This window comes from Paucisalibacillus globulus DSM 18846 (assembly GCF_000482485.1).
GTDB lineage: Bacteria > Bacillota > Bacilli > Bacillales > Amphibacillaceae > Ornithinibacillus > Ornithinibacillus globulus.
Map to the genome: position 1 here is coordinate 118643 of NZ_KI519435.1, position 16545 is coordinate 135187.

Genomic DNA, 16545 nt, shown 5'->3' on the forward strand with positions numbered 1-16545 from the left:
AACAAAGACATCCACTAATCTTAGCGGATGTCTTTTCATCTAATCATTCCCTTTTACTTGGCCAGGTTCCCAGAACTCAACACCTGATGGATCATCTAAGATTTCCCGATTAAACACCGGATCTTTTCCAGCTTTTCGTTGTTCTCGATAATCCCGCAAAACCCGGTGGACGATTTTATACAACCTAGTTATCGCATAGAGGTTAATTAAAGCCATAATTGCCATGGTTAAATCAGCTAAAGCCCAAACAAAGTCAAAGCTTGCTAACGCACCAAATGCCACCATTGCTAAAACAGCTACGCGATATAAGAATAACCAACCTCTACTATTTTTTATATAATTGATATTATTTTCACCGTAATAATAATTCCCCAAGATTGAACTGTATGCAAATAGGAAAATGGCAATCGCCACAAATATCCCTGCCCAATCTCCAATATGCTGTGAAAATGCATTTTGCGTGATTTGGATACCATCAAGCTCACTACCTGCATATCCACCAGCAGTTAAAATGATAAATCCTGTTGCAGAACAAATAAGTAGTGTATCAAAAAATACACCTAACGCTTGAATTAAGCCTTGTTTAACTGGATGTGTCACCTCTGCTGTTGCTGCTGCATTTGGTGCGCTTCCCATACCTGCTTCATTTGAGAATAATCCCCGCTTAATTCCCATCATAATTGCTGCACCAAAGCTACCACCAGCAACCTCCTTCAATCCAAACGCATTTGCAAAAATCAAAGAAAATATTTCCGGCATTTCACCAAGATTAGTAATTACCACATAAAATGCAATTAATAAATAGATAATCGCCATAACTGGTACAATTACTTGTGAAACATTAGCAATGCTTTTTATTCCGCCGAAAATAACTGCAGCTGTTAATACCGTTAATACAATTGCCATAGTTGTTTCTGAAATTGCAAATTCACCTTCAAATGCTAGACTAATGGTATTGGATTGTACCGAGTTAAAAACAAATCCATACGTAAAGGTGATTGTGATTGCAAAAACAATCCCTAGCACTCGGCTCTTTAAACCCTTTTCCATATAATAGGCAGGGCCACCGTGATATTGATTCTTATCCGGGACTTTGTACACTTGCGCAAGTGTACTCTCCACAAATCCAGATGCTGCTCCTAACAAAGCAATGATCCACATCCAAAAAATAGCACCAGGTCCACCAAGTGCCACCGCGGATGCAACACCAGCAAGGTTTCCTGTACCTACCCTAGATGCTGCACTAATTGCGAATGCCTGAAAGGAAGAAGTACCTTTTTTCCCCGAAGCATCGATAGCCCGCTTATCAAAAATAACACGTAACATTTCTGGAAAATTAACAAATTGCACAAATCCAGTTCGGAATGTGAAATACAAACCTAAACCAATTAGGACAATAATAAGTACATACGACCACAAAACATCATTGGCGGCGCCAACTATTCCTTCCAAAAAATCCATTAAATTACTCCTTTCACGTCACAACAAATAAAAATTTCTATGTTTAGCATAACCAATTTAACGAGTTTCCCTCAAAAACAAAGAAAGAAGCTCTATACACTTGTCTTCTTTTTTCTAGAACTAGTAATGTACTTTTACACAGTTACTTATCTATTCCACGGATATACTGTTCCAAACCTCTCTGCAAAATCTTTTGAATAATTTCTTCGTTCTCTTCTACGCTCTGCTCTCAAGGATGCCCCTTCATGTAAAAACTTCTCTGACTCCGATTCAGGGTAAACCTCTGGAACTGGAGTAGGGCGTAGACTTTCGTCAACTGCTACGAAGGTTAAAAATGCCGTTGCGGCAACATTGCGTTCACCACTTAATAAGTCTTCGGCAACAGCTTTAACAAATACCTCCATCGACGTATTATGTGTCCAAGTAACAAAGGCTTCGACACAAATCGAATTTCCTTGTTTAACAGGCTCCAGAAAATCAACAGAATCCGTTGAGGCTGTTACAACCGCTTTACGGCAATGTCTAACAGCAGCAATTGCCGCAATATCGTCTATATGTGCCATCAATATTCCCCCAAAAAGGGTTCCATGATAGTTTGTATCTGGTGGAAGTACGTGTGATGTTTTTACTGCCAATGAACTTGAGCAGGGTCTTTTTTCCATGTTGTGTTCACTCCATTTGATCATACTTATAGTATTGGTGAAAGTAATCGAGATATTGATTCTTTAATACGTATACCTATTGAACGTTTGCTATAAAGTTTCTTCGTCATTTGTGTAGAAACTTGAATGTCGTTGTTAAACGCCCCAACTAGCTGTTTGGCTAGTGCTCTATCATAAAGAAAAGCATTTACTTCAAAATTTAAACGGAAGCTTCGAACATCAATGTTTGCCGTACCAACGGAAGCGATTTTTCCATCCACAACAATCGTCTTAGAATGTAAAAATCCTTTTTGGTAAATATACACTTCAGCACCCGCTTCAAGCATATCGCCACAATAAGAAAGGGTTGCCCAGTAAACGAACGGATGATCAGGTTTATTCGGAACCATTATTTTAACATCGACACCTGACAAAGCAGCGATTCGTATAGCATCTCGCAAACTTTCATCGGGAATAAAATATGGTGTTTGAATATACACATATTCTTTTGCGGATAAAATCATTTTAATATAACCGTTTTTTATTTGTTCCCAATCAGAGTCTGGACCACTGGATACTATCTGAACTCCTGCTGTCCCAATAGGTGTTGAGGAATAGTACCTGTCATCATACAAGATATCATGACGTGATGCTTGATTCCAGTCTAATATGAATCTCGTCTGCATGCTTTGAACTGCTGTACCGCTTATTCGAAGATGGGTATCACGCCAGTATCCAAACTTCTTACTTTTGCCAAGATACTCATCGCCAATATTAAATCCTCCAATATAACCAACATTACCATCCATGATAGCCAACTTCCTGTGGTTGCGATAATTAACCTTAAAGTTAATTTTTGGAATAAACGAAGGGAAAAAGGCTGCTAATTCTACCCCTGACCTCCGTAGTTTCCTTAAGTACTTTGGCCTTAAATAGCGTGTTCCTAGGGCATCATAAAGCACCCTTACCTCCACGCCTTCTTTTGCCTTCTTAATCAGCATGTCGGCAATACGCTGCCCCAATTCATCATGCCTGATTATGTAGTACAAAAGGTGAATGTGGTCAGTTGCTTTTTCCATGTCTGCTAGTAAGGCTTCGAACTTATCTACCCCATCCACAAAAATCTTCACCTGATTATCTTGGGTAAATATGGCGTCATCATTGCGTAAATGTAAATAGTATAAATCCTTATATTCCTCCAGTTGATTAAACACAAACTCATTATTTTCAATAGCACGCAACTGTGATTGAACAATCGTTTTCACACCAAGCTTTGCTTTTGCATCCCAAGTAAAGATACGTTTTCCACTAAGTCTTCTACCAAAAATAAGATATAGAAAGAAACCAGCCACTGGAACAAAAAGTAAAACCATTAACCATGCCCATGCTGCTGATGCATCCTTACGTTCCAGAAATACTATAGATAGACCTAAGGCAATGTTAAAAATAATTATTGCCATCAGTAAATAAGGTATAAATTCCATAGGCATCCCCTTTTGTTATAGAAAAATAAAAATAACAGACACTAACGGTAGACTTGATAATCACTCTACTATAGCATACGTCTAGGAAATCCGTTTATACTCGGATTCATTTGCTATATTATACTATAACAGAAGGGAAATAAAATCGTGATCAAATTTGCATTTGTTATTGGCGGGACCGGTATGTTAGAGGAGGTTTGTCATTGGTTAACAAATGAAGGATATGACGTGTATGTCATCCATCGGGATTTTAATACATTTGAAGCAATGAAACGGAGAGGGAAACATCCAGAGAAAATGTATTCTGTCTCTGTTGACTACCATGAAGATGAGGCATTGAAAATAAAGGTTAAAGAAGCAATTAAACAACAAGGAAATTGTCCAGACTTAATTGTTAGCTGGATTCATAACTCTGCACCAAATGCTTTACCTATCATTTTAAAGGAAGTTCAGCCAAGAATTGACCCATGGAAGTTAATCCATGTACAGGGTAGTTCTTCTTTCTTCGTAAAAGAAAACACGACTGTACCCGACTCTTGTGAATACAGACGTGTTTACCTAGGGTTTTCACTAAAAAAAGAAAACTCCAACTGGCTATCCAACGAAGAAATTGCTAATGGTATCATTAACGTAATTAAACGAGATTTTAAAGAAACAGTTATCGGGACACTTAAGCCTTGGAATAAGCGTCTGAGCTAACAGAAATTTTATTTAAGGCTTGCTCCAAATCTGCCCAAATATCCTGCCAAGCCTCCAAGCCAACGGATAATCGAATTAATTGGTCTGTGATACCCATATATTCTTGTGACTCTTCTGGAACAACAGCATGAGTCATTGTTGCTGGGTGTTCAATTAATGTTTCGGCATCTCCCAGTGAAACAGCAATTTTTAGGAATGATAAATCATTTAGAAACTTTTGTGCATCCGCTTTTTCTCCTTTAATTTCAAATGAGATCACTCCCCCACCACGTCTCATTTGTTTTTTCATGATGTGATGATCAGGGTGGGAATCATCATTAGGATAATAGACATTTGCAACCATTGGATGGGATTTTAATCGCTTAAATATCTCTTCTGCATTATCACAGTGACGATCTACCCGAACTGGTAACGTTTTTAACCCTCTTAATAAAAGCCAAGCATCAAATGGAGACATCACACCTCCAATATCCTTCAATGTTGTTACGGCAACATGATCTAGAAATTCCTTCTTTCCGACTGCCAGCCCTGCAATAACATCCCCATGTCCACAGATATATTTCGTTGCACTATGCACAACAACATCACAGCCAAGGTCTAGCGGGTTTTGTAGATATGGGGATGCAAACGTGTTATCAACGACAACCGGAATTCCGTATTCCTTAGCAACACTAGCTACCATCTCCAAATCGATTAGTTTCATCGTTGGATTAATTGGTGTTTCCACATAAATGCATGTCGTTTCTGGTTTGATTTTCTTATGAATTTCACTCTCCGTTTCCATGCTTGAAAAGTCAAAGGATACATTAAACTTTTCTTTCATCATGGATAATAAACCAAATGTACAACCATATAATCCAGGTGAACAAAGAATATGGTCATTGGCTTTGATTAGGGCAAAAAGTATTGCTGATACAGCTGCCATTCCTGAACCAAAAGCAAGTCCTCGTTCGCCATTTTCTAATGCTGCAATTCTTTCTTCTAATACGGATACGGTTGGATTACCGAGTCGTGAGTAAATATATCCATCTTCTTCACCTGCAAAACGTCTTTCCCCTTGTTCAGCGGTGTCAAAGGTGTAGGTTGAGGTTTGAAACAATGGTGTGGAAAGGCTTCCCAACATTTCTTTTGAATTATATCCTTCGTGGATTACGGATGTTTCCATGTGTTTATAATGTCTTGCCATTATTTTATCCTCCTCTTTTTTTCTTGTTTCTAGTATAATCATATGCTATTTTGGGTTATTTTGAAAGCGTTTTCTTTTTGTTTATGTAATCCTTTTTGTTGCGTTTTTGAGGAAGTAGTTTTAAAATTGGCTTTATTTAATCAGTGGCAATATGATATCCGTGATCCGATTACACTTCGCTTTCCGCGGACGGCTGGTGAGCTTCCTCGTACTAAAAAGAGTGCGCCTGCGTCTACTAGTAACGCTTCGAAGCAGACTTTCTCGGCGCAAGGGAACTAGGATGCATATTCAAGTAGAACCCCTCACTGTGGGGTCTCATCTATACCTATCCTCCCGGAGGTGTCTTCGTGTAATCGGTTCAGTACTTCTTATAGATAATTAAATAACAACTACTATCACAATAATAAAAATTAATATAAAAAAAGAAGGGTTAATATGGAGAAGGATACGGATCGTTTGGGGATTGTCTTTGCGGTGGGGGCCTATTTGATTTGGGGGTTCTTGCCAATTTATTGGAAGTTTATTGATTATGTGCCTGCCGGGGAAATTTTGGCACATCGGATTATTTGGTCATTTATTTTTATGGTGGTCATTGTTTTAGCTGTTCGAAAATGGCCAGGGTTTATTCGTGAATGTAAGACCATTTTGAAGGATAAAAAGAAGTTTTTTAGTATCACGATGGCTTCTGTTGTAATTAGTATCAACTGGCTTACTTATATTTGGGCGGTAAATAGTGATCATGTTCTTCAGGCTAGCCTTGGTTATTATATCAACCCATTAGTTAGTATTATTCTTGCTATTATTGTACTGAAGGAAAAATTGAATAAGAGCCAAACGATATCTGTTATTTTAGCAAGTATGGGTGTACTTTATTTGACCTTCAGCTATGGTGTGTTCCCATGGGTATCGCTTCTTTTAGCTGTTACCTTCGCATTATACGGTCTACTAAAAAAAGTAGTTGATATTCCTGCCATGTATGGACTTACGATTGAAACGATGATTATCACACCAATTGCCTTAATCTATTTATTCTTTTTACCTGAAAACACATTTTCACTTCCATCCATTACAACGTCAGAAAACGTTATTCTTATGGGAGCTGGTGTTGTAACAGCCATTCCGCTTCTCCTGTTTGCGAGTGGTGCGAAGCGAATTCCATTAGCAATGGTAGGCTTCTTACAATACATAGCTCCAACGCTAATGTTACAAATTGGTGTTTTTATTTACCATGAAACTTTTTCGATGGAACATCTCATTTCGTTTGGTTTTATCTGGTTAGCTTTACTTATCTATTTAGGCTCTGTTTACAGATTCCCGATACGAAAAATGAAAAATGTCGAACATTAACTTTAAATTATGGTTGACTTTTCAATTCCAACTCGGGTAACATAATACACAATAAAGTGAATATTTTAAATCTCTTATCAAGAGTGGTGGAGGGAATAGGCCCTATGAAACCCGGCAACCTTAGGTGAAAGTTTGACTTTCCTTAAAAGGTGCTAAATCCTACAGGTCATCTGATCTGGAAGATAAGAGGAGGAACGGTTATCGTATACACGCCCTCTTCTTAGGAAGAGGGCTTTTTGTTTCCCCTCTCCCTCCAGACAACAACTACACTAAGGAGGAAATAAATTATGACCAATTTTCATGTAGAAAGACCAGAAACAACATTACTTCACGGGGGACAGTCCCCTGACCCTACTACAGGATCTAGAGCTGTGCCAATCTACCAAACTACTTCCTATGTTTTTCGTGACACAGAGCATGCCCAAAATTTATTCGGATTAAAGGAACCAGGAAATATTTATACAAGAATCATGAACCCAACTGTTGATGCATTTGAACAGCGGGTTGCACTTTTAGAAGACGGTGTGGCAGCTGTAGCTACTTCCTCAGGAATGGCAGCTATCACTCTCGCTATATTAAATATTGCAGGTGCAGGTGATGAAATTATTACGGATAGTAATCTTTATGGTGGTACTTATAATTTATTCGCCAAAACCTTACCGAAATATGGGATTACTGTAAAGTTCGTTGATGGTACCAAACCAGAAGAATTCGAGAAGGCAATCACAGATAAAACAAAAGCAGTATTTGGGGAAATTATTACGAACCCTAGCTTAAATGTATTGGATGTGGAAGCTGTTGCGGCTATTTGCCATAGCCATCATGTCCCACTCATTATCGATAATACATTTGGTACACCTGTCCTTTCTAAACCATTGACATGGGGAGCGGATGTTGTTGTTCATTCTGCTACAAAATGGATTGGTGGTCACGGAACATCCATTGGTGGTGTTGTTGTCGATGGCGGGCGTTTTGACTGGGACAATGAGCGTTTCCCTGAATTTATAGAACCCGATGAAAGCTATCACGGGATACGTTATGTAGATCTTGGTCCTGCTGCTTTTGCAACAAAGCTTCGTGTTCAATTACTACGTGATATCGGAGCCTGTTTAAGTCCAAATAATGCTTTTCTATTACTCCAAGGATTAGAAACATTACATTTACGTATAGAACGTCATTGTGAGAATACTAGATTAGTCGCAGAATATTTGGCAAAGCATCCCGCTGTCGAATGGGTTAACTACCCCGGACTCGAAAGCCATCCATCACACGATCTAGCTAAGAAATACCTAAGTGGAAGCTTTGGATCTATCATTACTTTTGGAATAACGGGTGGTCGTGAAGCTGGAAGAGTCGTGATTGATTCCATTAAGTTATTTTCTCATGTTGCAAATGTTGGAGATGCCAAATCACTAATTATCCATCCCGCTTCCACCACACATCAGCAATTAAGTGCTGACGATTTAAAGAAAAGTGGTGTATCAGAAGAGCTTATACGCTTATCCATCGGTATTGAGTCCGTTGAAGATATCATTCTGGATTTAGATCAAGCAATTGGTAAAGCAACAAACAAGTCTGTCCTTACAACGGATTCAAAGGAAAGCTTCATCAATTGGTTCCTACATTCATCTTTTGACAGAAGTAGTGGTTCTCCGTGTCAAAAAGTAATTGCAACATTAGGCGAAAACCATACCCAAGAGTTCAAACAAACGATTGAACGATTAAAACAGTTTGGATACGAAGTTAAAGAATTTGCCAAAGCAACAGAACCCGACCTTGTGCTTGCACACCAGGAAGTACTTCCTCCTTTTGTGATTGAGGAATTTATCAATAAACAGATTCGTGTTCTATGGGTTGAAAAGCCAAATCCAAATGATCCAGCTTTGCAGAATTTGAAGGCCACTGGAATCACTACTATTGCTGATAAAAATATTATAGAAGAATTACTAGCCTTACGAGGAATTAACAAACAGCCCGTTCCAATCGGGTAAAAATAATTAGGAGTGGTCATTTTGATAAATAACATATATAAGGAAACAGCAACCATTACAATTGGGCCACTCCTATTGGAAAACGGAGAAGTACTTTCGTCTGTAGAGATGCAATATGAGCGAATTGGCCCTGAGAATTCCCCGGTCATTTTAGTATGTCATGCTTTGACCGGTAATCACCAAGCTGTTGGGAGTAAGAAGGAACCAGGTTGGTGGAGTGGTCTTATCGGGGAACACCATGCGATTAATACGATAACGTACCAAGTTATCACGTTCAATGTTCTTGGGGGATGTCACGGTTCTACTGGTCCTCAGTCCATTAATCCGGAGACTAATAGATTATACCGGATGGACTTTCCTACCATCACAATTCGTGATATGGTTCAGGCTCAATTCCTAGCGCTTCAAAAGTTAAACATCCAAAAGCTATATGCGGTCATCGGGGGATCGTTAGGGGGGATGCAAGCGTTAGAATGGGGATTGCTTTATCCAGAAAACATTGAGAGGCTTATCCTTTTAGCTGTCACTCCCACCCTGTCTGATTATGGGATTGCCTTTAATCATATTGCAGAACAAGCAATCAAACAAGACCCATCATGGCGTAATGGCCACTACCAATCATCACAACACGTACAGGGATTAGCAATTGCCAGAATGATTGGCATGGTAACCTACCGTAGCTCCGAACTCTTTTCAGAGCGATTTGGACGTAGGGTTTCAGATAAAGGATTTGCTGTTCATTCCTATTTAGACTATCAAGGCGAAAAGTTACTAAAGCGATTTGAACCGAATAGCTATCTTTATTTATTGCAAGCAATGAACTCACATGATATTGGTCGTGGCCGTGGCGGCTGGCAAGAAGCCTGCAAATCTTATGCCTGTCCAATTTTAATGATTAGTTATGAACATGATTTGATCTATGAATCAAAAACAATAACTGAATTCGCGAAGAATACTCCAAATTGCACCTATCATCATGTCCAAACCAAATTTGGGCATGATGGTTTTCTAACAGAATTCGAGAAATGGGATTGGATGGTAAAAGACTTTTTAAATAGCTGATTTCTAAAGACACTTTTTGTACTGTATATTGCTATTTGTATAAACTGTGCGGTAAGGGTTAAGAAATATTGAGATGCGCATCGCTTCTAATGTAAATCTAGGTTGAAATGATGTATAAGAGCATCTTTCACATCATTTTGAGGGAGAACCTAGTACGAAATGATGTATAAGAGCGTCTTGCACATCATTTTGAACCGAAGCCAGTTAGGTTCACAACTTAAATTATTAATAAAGTTACCGCACAGTTTCCATCAACCATTTGTTAGATTCAATGCTACGAAAATACAAATATTTTTTAGAAAGTTACCAGCCTTTTAAAATAATTCGATAGGAGTGAGGATGCTGAAGAAAGTTACCATTGCATTACTTGGATTTGGTACTGTTGGAAAAGGTGTTTACCAAAGTCTAAAGAACCATCAGAACCGAATGAAAAATGAACTTGGATTCACAATTGAAATTGCGGCGATTGTTGTAAAGCATCCCGAAAAACATCATGACTTTGGGGATACTACATTAATTACGACTGACTTCCATACCGTTCTAAATAATCCCGATATCGATGTTGTACTAGAAGCTATCGTCGGGAGAGAACCTGCTTTTTCTTATGTAAAACAAAGTATTGAAGCTGGTAAACATGTTATCACTGCTAATAAAGAAATGTTTGCACATCATGGTTCCACTATTATAGAACTATCCAAAGACAACGGTGTTCAGATAGGTTTTGAAGCTACAACGGCTGGTGGGATTCCTGTCATCAATACCATAAAAAAGCTTTTCCAATTCAATACGATTAATAATGTTACAGCAATATTGAATGGTACATCTAATTATATTTTGACAGAGATGCGGGTGCGAGAGGTTTCATTTGAAGTAGCTCTTAAACAAGCACAAGAATTAGGTTATGCGGAAGTAGACCCTACGAATGATATTGAAGGTTATGATGCTTTTTACAAGCTTATGATTTTGAGCCAATTAATTTTTGGCAAGCAACCAGATTGGTATAGCATCAAACGAGAAGGAATAAAAAATATTACAGTAAAGGAAATCCAGAAATACAAGCATCAAGAAAGACGAGTTAAACACGTAGCTTCCATCGAGTTTCAAGATGGTAACATTACAGCCTGTGTTGAACCAATCGTTTTGACCAGAGAACATCCATTATATTCAATTGAAGGGGTAGAAAATGCGGTTGTCATTGAAGGTGACATTGTAGGTAAGATTACACTTTCAGGTCCTGGCGCAGGAGCACTCCCTACCGCAAGTGCCATGTTAGAGGATTTAACCCTTATCGTTCAATCTAATCGTTCAACGCCTATACTAGCCAATTAACTAAAAGCGCCTATTCGGCGTTTTTTTCTTTTATGTGACAAATTACTATTTCACTTTTAAAATTCGTCAAAATTGGGTATACATAATAAAATCAGTAGATTTATGTTTTTACCATACATACATTAAAGTAACGAAGGCAATTTAAAGATGTAAACTACTAGTATAGGTGTGTTCACATGAAGAAAAAGCCACTCATCATGATCGTCATCCTTATTTTCATTGTTGTCTTAGGAATTGGTATAAAGCAATATAATCAACATGATAGTTCTCCAATTGTACCCGATATGGAAAATCATACAACCAATAATGAAATAACAAATCCTGATGAATTATCTGAAACGGAAAATGCCACTATCGAACAGCCGAATACCCCCGCTGCGGAGCTATCAAAGGAATTTTCCAATGCGATTCAAAACACAATCAAATTTTTCTCTGGAAAAAACACACAGATTGTTGCGATTGGGGATTCACTTACCCAAGGTGTCGGGGATAGTACTGGCCAAGGTGGATATGTAGGCATTTTAGATAACCAGATTAACCACGAAAAGAAGATTGCATCCTTCGAGAACCTAGGAAAACGCGGAAATCGAACGACCCATTTAATAAAACGTATGGAAGAACCAGATATTGAGAAGTCACTTGAAAATACGGATATCATTCTAATCACTATTGGGGCAAATGATATTATGCAGGTCGCTAAAGAGAACTTTACGGACATAACCTATGATATTTTTGCCAAAGAGAGAATACATTACAAAGAGCGACTTCATAAAATATTTTCTACTATAACTAAGCTTAATCCTGATGCTTCTATATATTTAATAGGATTTTATAATCCGTTTCAACAATACTTTGACCATATTAAAGAACTTGATAGAATTGTTGACGATTGGAACTACACCGGTAAACAGGTTGCAGAGGAACATGGTGCTATATTTATCCCTACAAAGGATCTATTTATAAATGGTGATTTGAATTTATTTGCTGATGATCACTTTCATCCAAACGAGTATGGATACCAGTTAATTGCTGAGAGGATTTTAGACTATTTAGTTGTAGATTGAAGAAGCAGAGGGTGAACAGATTGGAAAACAATAAAAGGAAAAAGAATAAGTGGAAGAGGTATTTTATAGCTTTGTTGCTTTTAAACGTATCCGTACTACTTATCATTGTATTACTCATTTTTTGGCCTGTTAGCCAATCCAATGTACCCTTTACAGAACACGAAGCAACCCATGAGAGTTCTGAATTCATTATCAGAACAACGAAAAAGAACTTAAACGAATTAGTCAATGCCTATATGTATGAGTATTTAAAGGACACCAAGCATCAATACCGTGTTTCCTTAGAGGATGATGTTCACTTAATTGGAGAATTACCGATATTTTCAACTACGGTACCGGTTCAAGTTCATTTGGATCCTATTGTACAAGAAAATGGGGACGTTATTTTGAAACAAAAATCTATCTCACTAGGTTTAATGGAATTACCAAATAAAAAAATCATGGAATACTTGGATAAGTATATGGCCTTTCCAAAATGGGTTTCTATTAATCCCGAGGAAGAAGAGATTTATGTTGCTGTTACTCAGATGGAAATAAAAAGTAATTTCCGTGTGAGTGTGGAACAAATGGATTTAGAAGCGAATAATTTAGCATTTAAGCTGAAAGTTCCATACGAGACATTAGGAATTGAGACATTATTAATGAAGGAACAATGAAGAAAGCCACCAACATTTTTATTTGGTGGCTTTTCTTTGTTATTTATCTTCTACTATTATACCATCTTTTATCTCTACCATTCTATCAGCCCTGTTTGCTAGGCTAGGGTCATGGGTAATGAAGATTACGCCTAGATTATTTTCTATATTCAATCGTTTCAGAAGTTCAAATACGTTATTTCCGCTTTCAGTATCAAGGTTACCTGTTGGTTCATCAGCGAGAATCCAACTTGGATGATGAACAAGCGCCCGTGCAACGGCAACACGTTGCTGCTGACCACCAGATAATTGCGATGGCAATGAATACCTTATGGCGCCACCAATTTTGCCAGATATATCGTAGCAGTGTAGTTCCCTCCCTATAAATTCAATTAAAATTTTACAATAACAATCATTTCAGCTCGTCTAGTTAACTATGAAATTGCTTTTGGAATTGATTTGATTTAATTTAAGATATTCCGGAGATTGAAAATGCGTTAAGTTAATCTCTTTGTAGCTTAATTAGAGTGATTATTCAGTATTTTATAGCCGCATTTATCTATTATTTTAATTAATTCCTGTATGCTTTATATTGCAAGTTGAAACCAAAAAAGTAAGTTATTTCCATAATATAAAATTTTTAGGGAATTGTAAAAATATAATATTATAAAATTATTGATTTGTATTTTTCATTATTACAAACAATATTTGTAAGCGATAGATTATGCTAGTGAACAAAAGCGCAGGGCGCCCGTTTAGAGACGTACGGACTGCGCCCTGCCATGCAGGGTGGGACTGCGTTGCCACGCAAAGTGGCGGTTTTAGCAGTCCATTCCCCGTAGAAGATAAAGGAAACACGGCGACCGTAGGAGTCGATGTTGACTTATCGTGTCATGAGGTGAGGGAAGTCTCGCTAGTCTCTGGGCGCGGAGTGAGACGTGGCTGTTTCTGCACTTATCTTGTAAAAAAAGCTTGAGGTATCTCCCTCAAGCTTTAATCCATTCAAACTTATACCAGTAATAACGATTCGCTATCTCACAACAAATTGTTTTACCTTTTTAGAAATAGAATAAATAAATGATTGCTTTGGTATCTCTAACGTTTCCTCTGCAAGTTGATGCTTTGGATAATCTCCTAATCTACCTTGATATATTAATTGTAGTTCTGAATTTTCTCTGATGTCGGCTGGCGTTACAAAATTGGCTTTCTTTGGTAGTTTAAAAGACTCTGTATCTTCCATAAGCGTAGCTACAAATTGAGAACAAAAGAAAGCATTCTTTCTATGAATCTCAACTTTAAGTGGTATCGCAATTAATCCTATAAAATTATATTTAAAATCAGAAGCACGTGATTCAAATTGTTTAATATGATGGCGAATGCTTATATATTCTTGTTCCGTAATACTTAAGGCATAAACAGCACTTTTGGAGTTTCTTAAGAAGTCTCCCCGAATATCTTCACGAACAAAACCACCACTAAATGGATTTTTAGGATTAATTCTACCAAAGCTATAAACCTCTTTTAATTCATGGTCAAAACCAATGGATACATGATTTAAAGGCTTATTTGTATATAGATTTATCATTCTTGAAAGGTATGTTCCTGTATCAGTAAAGATAAAGTAGATTGTCCTTTCTCTCATGTTTTCCCCTCCACTCAGGACTTCAGACCGAGCTTTTCTCTTTGTTTAGATAGAATTATAAACGGATATAACAAAACTTTACCGAAAAAACAACAAATATACAAGACAATTTTGCAAATTATTTTATTGAATCATTGGAATAGTTGCTATTCCATTGTTTTACATTGACTAAAGCCTTTAAATCCCGTAAGCTTACGGTAAGTATGTATTTTGGAGGAAATAAGTTCAATGATAACAGTAACTAATGTAAGTTTACGATATGGCGATAAAAAATTATTTGAAGATGTTAATTTAAAGTTTACACCTGGTAATTGCTATGGTGTTATTGGCGCAAATGGCGCTGGGAAATCAACCTTTTTAAAAATATTATCTGGTGAAATTGACCCTCAAACCGGAAATGTTTCCATGTCTCCAGGTGAGCGCCTAGCTGTTCTGAAACAGGACCACTTTGCTTATGAAGAGCACCCTGTTTTAGAGGTTGTTTTAATGGGACATGAAAAACTATATGCTGTAAAACAAGAAAAAGACCAAATTTATATGAAGACTGAATTCACAGAAGAAGACGGTATCCGAGCTGCAGAGCTTGAAGGTGATTTTGCCGAAATGAACGGTTGGGAAGCTGAATCCGATGCTGCTATTCTTCTTAAAGGTCTTGGTATTAAAGAGGAACTTCATGATAAATTGATGTCTTCGCTGACTGAAGATGAAAAGGTTAAGGTATTGCTTGCTCAAGCAATATTCGGTAACCCTGATATTTTACTATTGGACGAGCCTACCAACGGTCTAGATATTCAAGCAATTCAATGGCTTGAAGAATTTCTAATCAACTTCGAAAACACCGTTATCGTTGTTTCGCATGATCGTCACTTTTTAAATAAAGTATGTACGCACATAGCAGATGTTGACTATGGAAAGATACAAATTTATGTTGGAAACTATGATTTCTGGTATGAGTCAAGCCAATTAGCTTCTAGAATGGCACAAGAATCCAATAAGAAAAAAGAAGAAAAAGTGAAAGAATTACAAGCCTTTATTGCACGATTTAGTGCCAATGCTTCTAAATCTAGACAAGCAACTTCACGTAAGAAAATGCTTGATAATATTACACTTGACGATATTAAACCATCATCTAGAAAATATCCTTATATTGCCTTCACTCCAGAGCGTGAGGTAGGGAATGATCTTCTTCGTGTAGAAGGTCTAACTAAAATTATTGATGGAGTAAAAGTTCTTGATAATGTCAGCTTCATTATTAACAAGGATGATAAAGTAGCATTTGTTGGTAGAGATGATATTGCCAAAACAACACTATTCAAAATCCTAATAGGAGAAATGGAGCCAGATGCTGGTACATTTAGATGGGGTATTACAACATCTCAATCCTATTTCCCTAAGGACAATAGTGAATTCTTTGAAAATGGTGATCTAACACTTGTTGACTGGCTGCGTCAATTCTCCCCTGAAGATGAAACGGAAACATTCTTACGTGGATTCTTAGGAAGAATGCTATTCTCCGGTGAAGAGGCATTGAAAAAAGCCAATGTTCTTTCCGGTGGAGAAAAAGTTCGCTGTATGCTATCTAAAATGATGCTTTCCAATGCAAACGTGCTTTTACTTGATGAACCTACCAACCACTTGGATTTAGAGTCTATCCAGGCACTAAACAATGGGTTAATTAAATTTAAAGGTTCTATGTTATTCACATCGCATGACCATCAATTTATCGATAGTATCGCAAATAGACTAATTGAAATTACACCAAATGGTATTATTGATAAAGAAATGAGCTATGACGAATATGTTCGTGATAAGGACATACAAAAGCGTGTTAAAGAAATGTATGCTGGATAATTATTGAATAGCTTGGCCCCCTGCTGGTGCAGGGGGTCTTTGACTTTTTTGAGGATTTGGCTGATGTTCTGGGGATTTGGCTGATGTTCCGAGAGTTTGGCTGATGTTTCGAGGATTTGGCTGATGTTCCGGGGATTTGGCTGATATTTCGGG

Annotated in this window: 14 protein-coding genes and 1 riboswitch; of the genes, 8 read left to right on the forward strand and 6 right to left on the reverse strand. The window is 37.5% G+C overall.

Annotation, left to right across the window (positions count from 1 at the left end):
* Positions 1–39: 39 nt before the first annotated feature.
* The 3 genes from K332_RS0112735 to cls all read right to left on the reverse strand — a co-directional run bounded on the left by K332_RS0112735 (position 40) and on the right by cls (position 3586).
* Positions 40–1461, reverse strand: a complete 1422-nt coding sequence (locus K332_RS0112735) for an alanine/glycine:cation symporter family protein (protein ID WP_026907795.1) — start codon at positions 1459–1461, stop codon at positions 40–42.
* A 146-nt stretch (positions 1462–1607) separates the two neighbouring features.
* Positions 1608–2123 carry an acyl-CoA thioesterase gene (locus K332_RS0112740; RefSeq protein ID WP_026907796.1) on the reverse strand — a complete coding sequence of 172 codons (516 nt, stop codon included), beginning with the start codon at positions 2121–2123 and terminating at the stop codon, positions 1608–1610.
* Positions 2124–2149: 26 nt separating this feature from the next.
* The gene (cls, locus tag K332_RS0112745) at positions 2150–3586 is read right to left on the reverse strand and encodes a cardiolipin synthase (RefSeq protein WP_026907797.1); all 1437 of its coding nucleotides are present in this window, start codon (positions 3584–3586) and stop codon (positions 2150–2152) included.
* A 147-nt stretch (positions 3587–3733) separates the two neighbouring features.
* On the opposite strand from cls, the gene K332_RS0112750 reads away from it, so the two are divergent.
* The gene (locus tag K332_RS0112750) at positions 3734–4285 is read left to right on the forward strand and encodes a Rossmann-fold NAD(P)-binding domain-containing protein (protein WP_051359455.1); all 552 of its coding nucleotides are present in this window, start codon (positions 3734–3736) and stop codon (positions 4283–4285) included.
* On the opposite strand, the gene megL is transcribed toward K332_RS0112750, so the two are convergent.
* Positions 4257–5471 carry a methionine gamma-lyase gene (gene megL / locus K332_RS0112755; protein ID WP_026907799.1) on the reverse strand — a complete coding sequence of 405 codons (1215 nt, stop codon included), beginning with the start codon at positions 5469–5471 and terminating at the stop codon, positions 4257–4259. The two genes, K332_RS0112750 and megL, sit on opposite strands and share 29 nt — an antisense overlap.
* A gap of 435 nt (positions 5472–5906) precedes the next feature.
* Here megL and rarD point away from each other — a divergent pair, with 435 nt between their 5' ends.
* The 6 genes from rarD to K332_RS0112790 all read left to right on the forward strand — a co-directional run bounded on the left by rarD (position 5907) and on the right by K332_RS0112790 (position 12920).
* Entirely contained in the window at positions 5907–6818 is a 912-nt protein-coding gene (gene rarD / locus K332_RS0112765) for an EamA family transporter RarD (RefSeq protein WP_026907800.1), read from the forward strand.
* Between the two features lie 71 nt (positions 6819–6889).
* Positions 6890–7007, forward strand: a riboswitch (SAM riboswitch).
* Positions 7008–7105: 98 nt separating this feature from the next.
* Positions 7106–8809, forward strand: coding sequence for an O-acetylhomoserine aminocarboxypropyltransferase/cysteine synthase family protein (locus tag K332_RS0112770; RefSeq protein WP_036688890.1), 1704 nt, complete (start codon positions 7106–7108; stop codon positions 8807–8809).
* Between the two features lie 12 nt (positions 8810–8821).
* Positions 8822–9871, forward strand: coding sequence for a homoserine O-acetyltransferase MetX (gene metX, locus K332_RS0112775; RefSeq protein WP_342665460.1), 1050 nt, complete (start codon positions 8822–8824; stop codon positions 9869–9871).
* A gap of 339 nt (positions 9872–10210) precedes the next feature.
* Positions 10211–11200: a homoserine dehydrogenase gene (locus tag K332_RS22510; protein WP_036688891.1), complete on the forward strand. Its 990-nt coding sequence runs from the start codon at positions 10211–10213 to the stop codon at positions 11198–11200.
* A gap of 176 nt (positions 11201–11376) precedes the next feature.
* Entirely contained in the window at positions 11377–12264 is an 888-nt protein-coding gene (locus K332_RS0112785; RefSeq protein WP_026907803.1) for an SGNH/GDSL hydrolase family protein, read from the forward strand.
* A gap of 11 nt (positions 12265–12275) precedes the next feature.
* Complete coding sequence (locus tag K332_RS0112790; RefSeq protein WP_342665461.1) at positions 12276–12920, forward strand: YpmS family protein; 645 nt, start codon at positions 12276–12278, stop codon at positions 12918–12920.
* A 39-nt stretch (positions 12921–12959) separates the two neighbouring features.
* On the opposite strand, the gene K332_RS22515 is transcribed toward K332_RS0112790, so the two are convergent.
* Both K332_RS22515 and K332_RS0112800 read right to left on the reverse strand, forming a co-directional pair.
* Positions 12960–13220 carry an ATP-binding cassette domain-containing protein gene (locus tag K332_RS22515; RefSeq protein ID WP_051359456.1) on the reverse strand — a complete coding sequence of 87 codons (261 nt, stop codon included), beginning with the start codon at positions 13218–13220 and terminating at the stop codon, positions 12960–12962.
* A gap of 709 nt (positions 13221–13929) precedes the next feature.
* The gene (locus K332_RS0112800) at positions 13930–14541 is read right to left on the reverse strand and encodes a hypothetical protein (RefSeq protein WP_026907805.1); all 612 of its coding nucleotides are present in this window, start codon (positions 14539–14541) and stop codon (positions 13930–13932) included.
* A 228-nt stretch (positions 14542–14769) separates the two neighbouring features.
* Here K332_RS0112800 and K332_RS0112805 point away from each other — a divergent pair, with 228 nt between their 5' ends.
* Positions 14770–16392, forward strand: coding sequence for an ABC-F family ATP-binding cassette domain-containing protein (locus tag K332_RS0112805; protein WP_026907806.1), 1623 nt, complete (start codon positions 14770–14772; stop codon positions 16390–16392).
* Positions 16393–16545 lie beyond the last annotated feature (153 nt).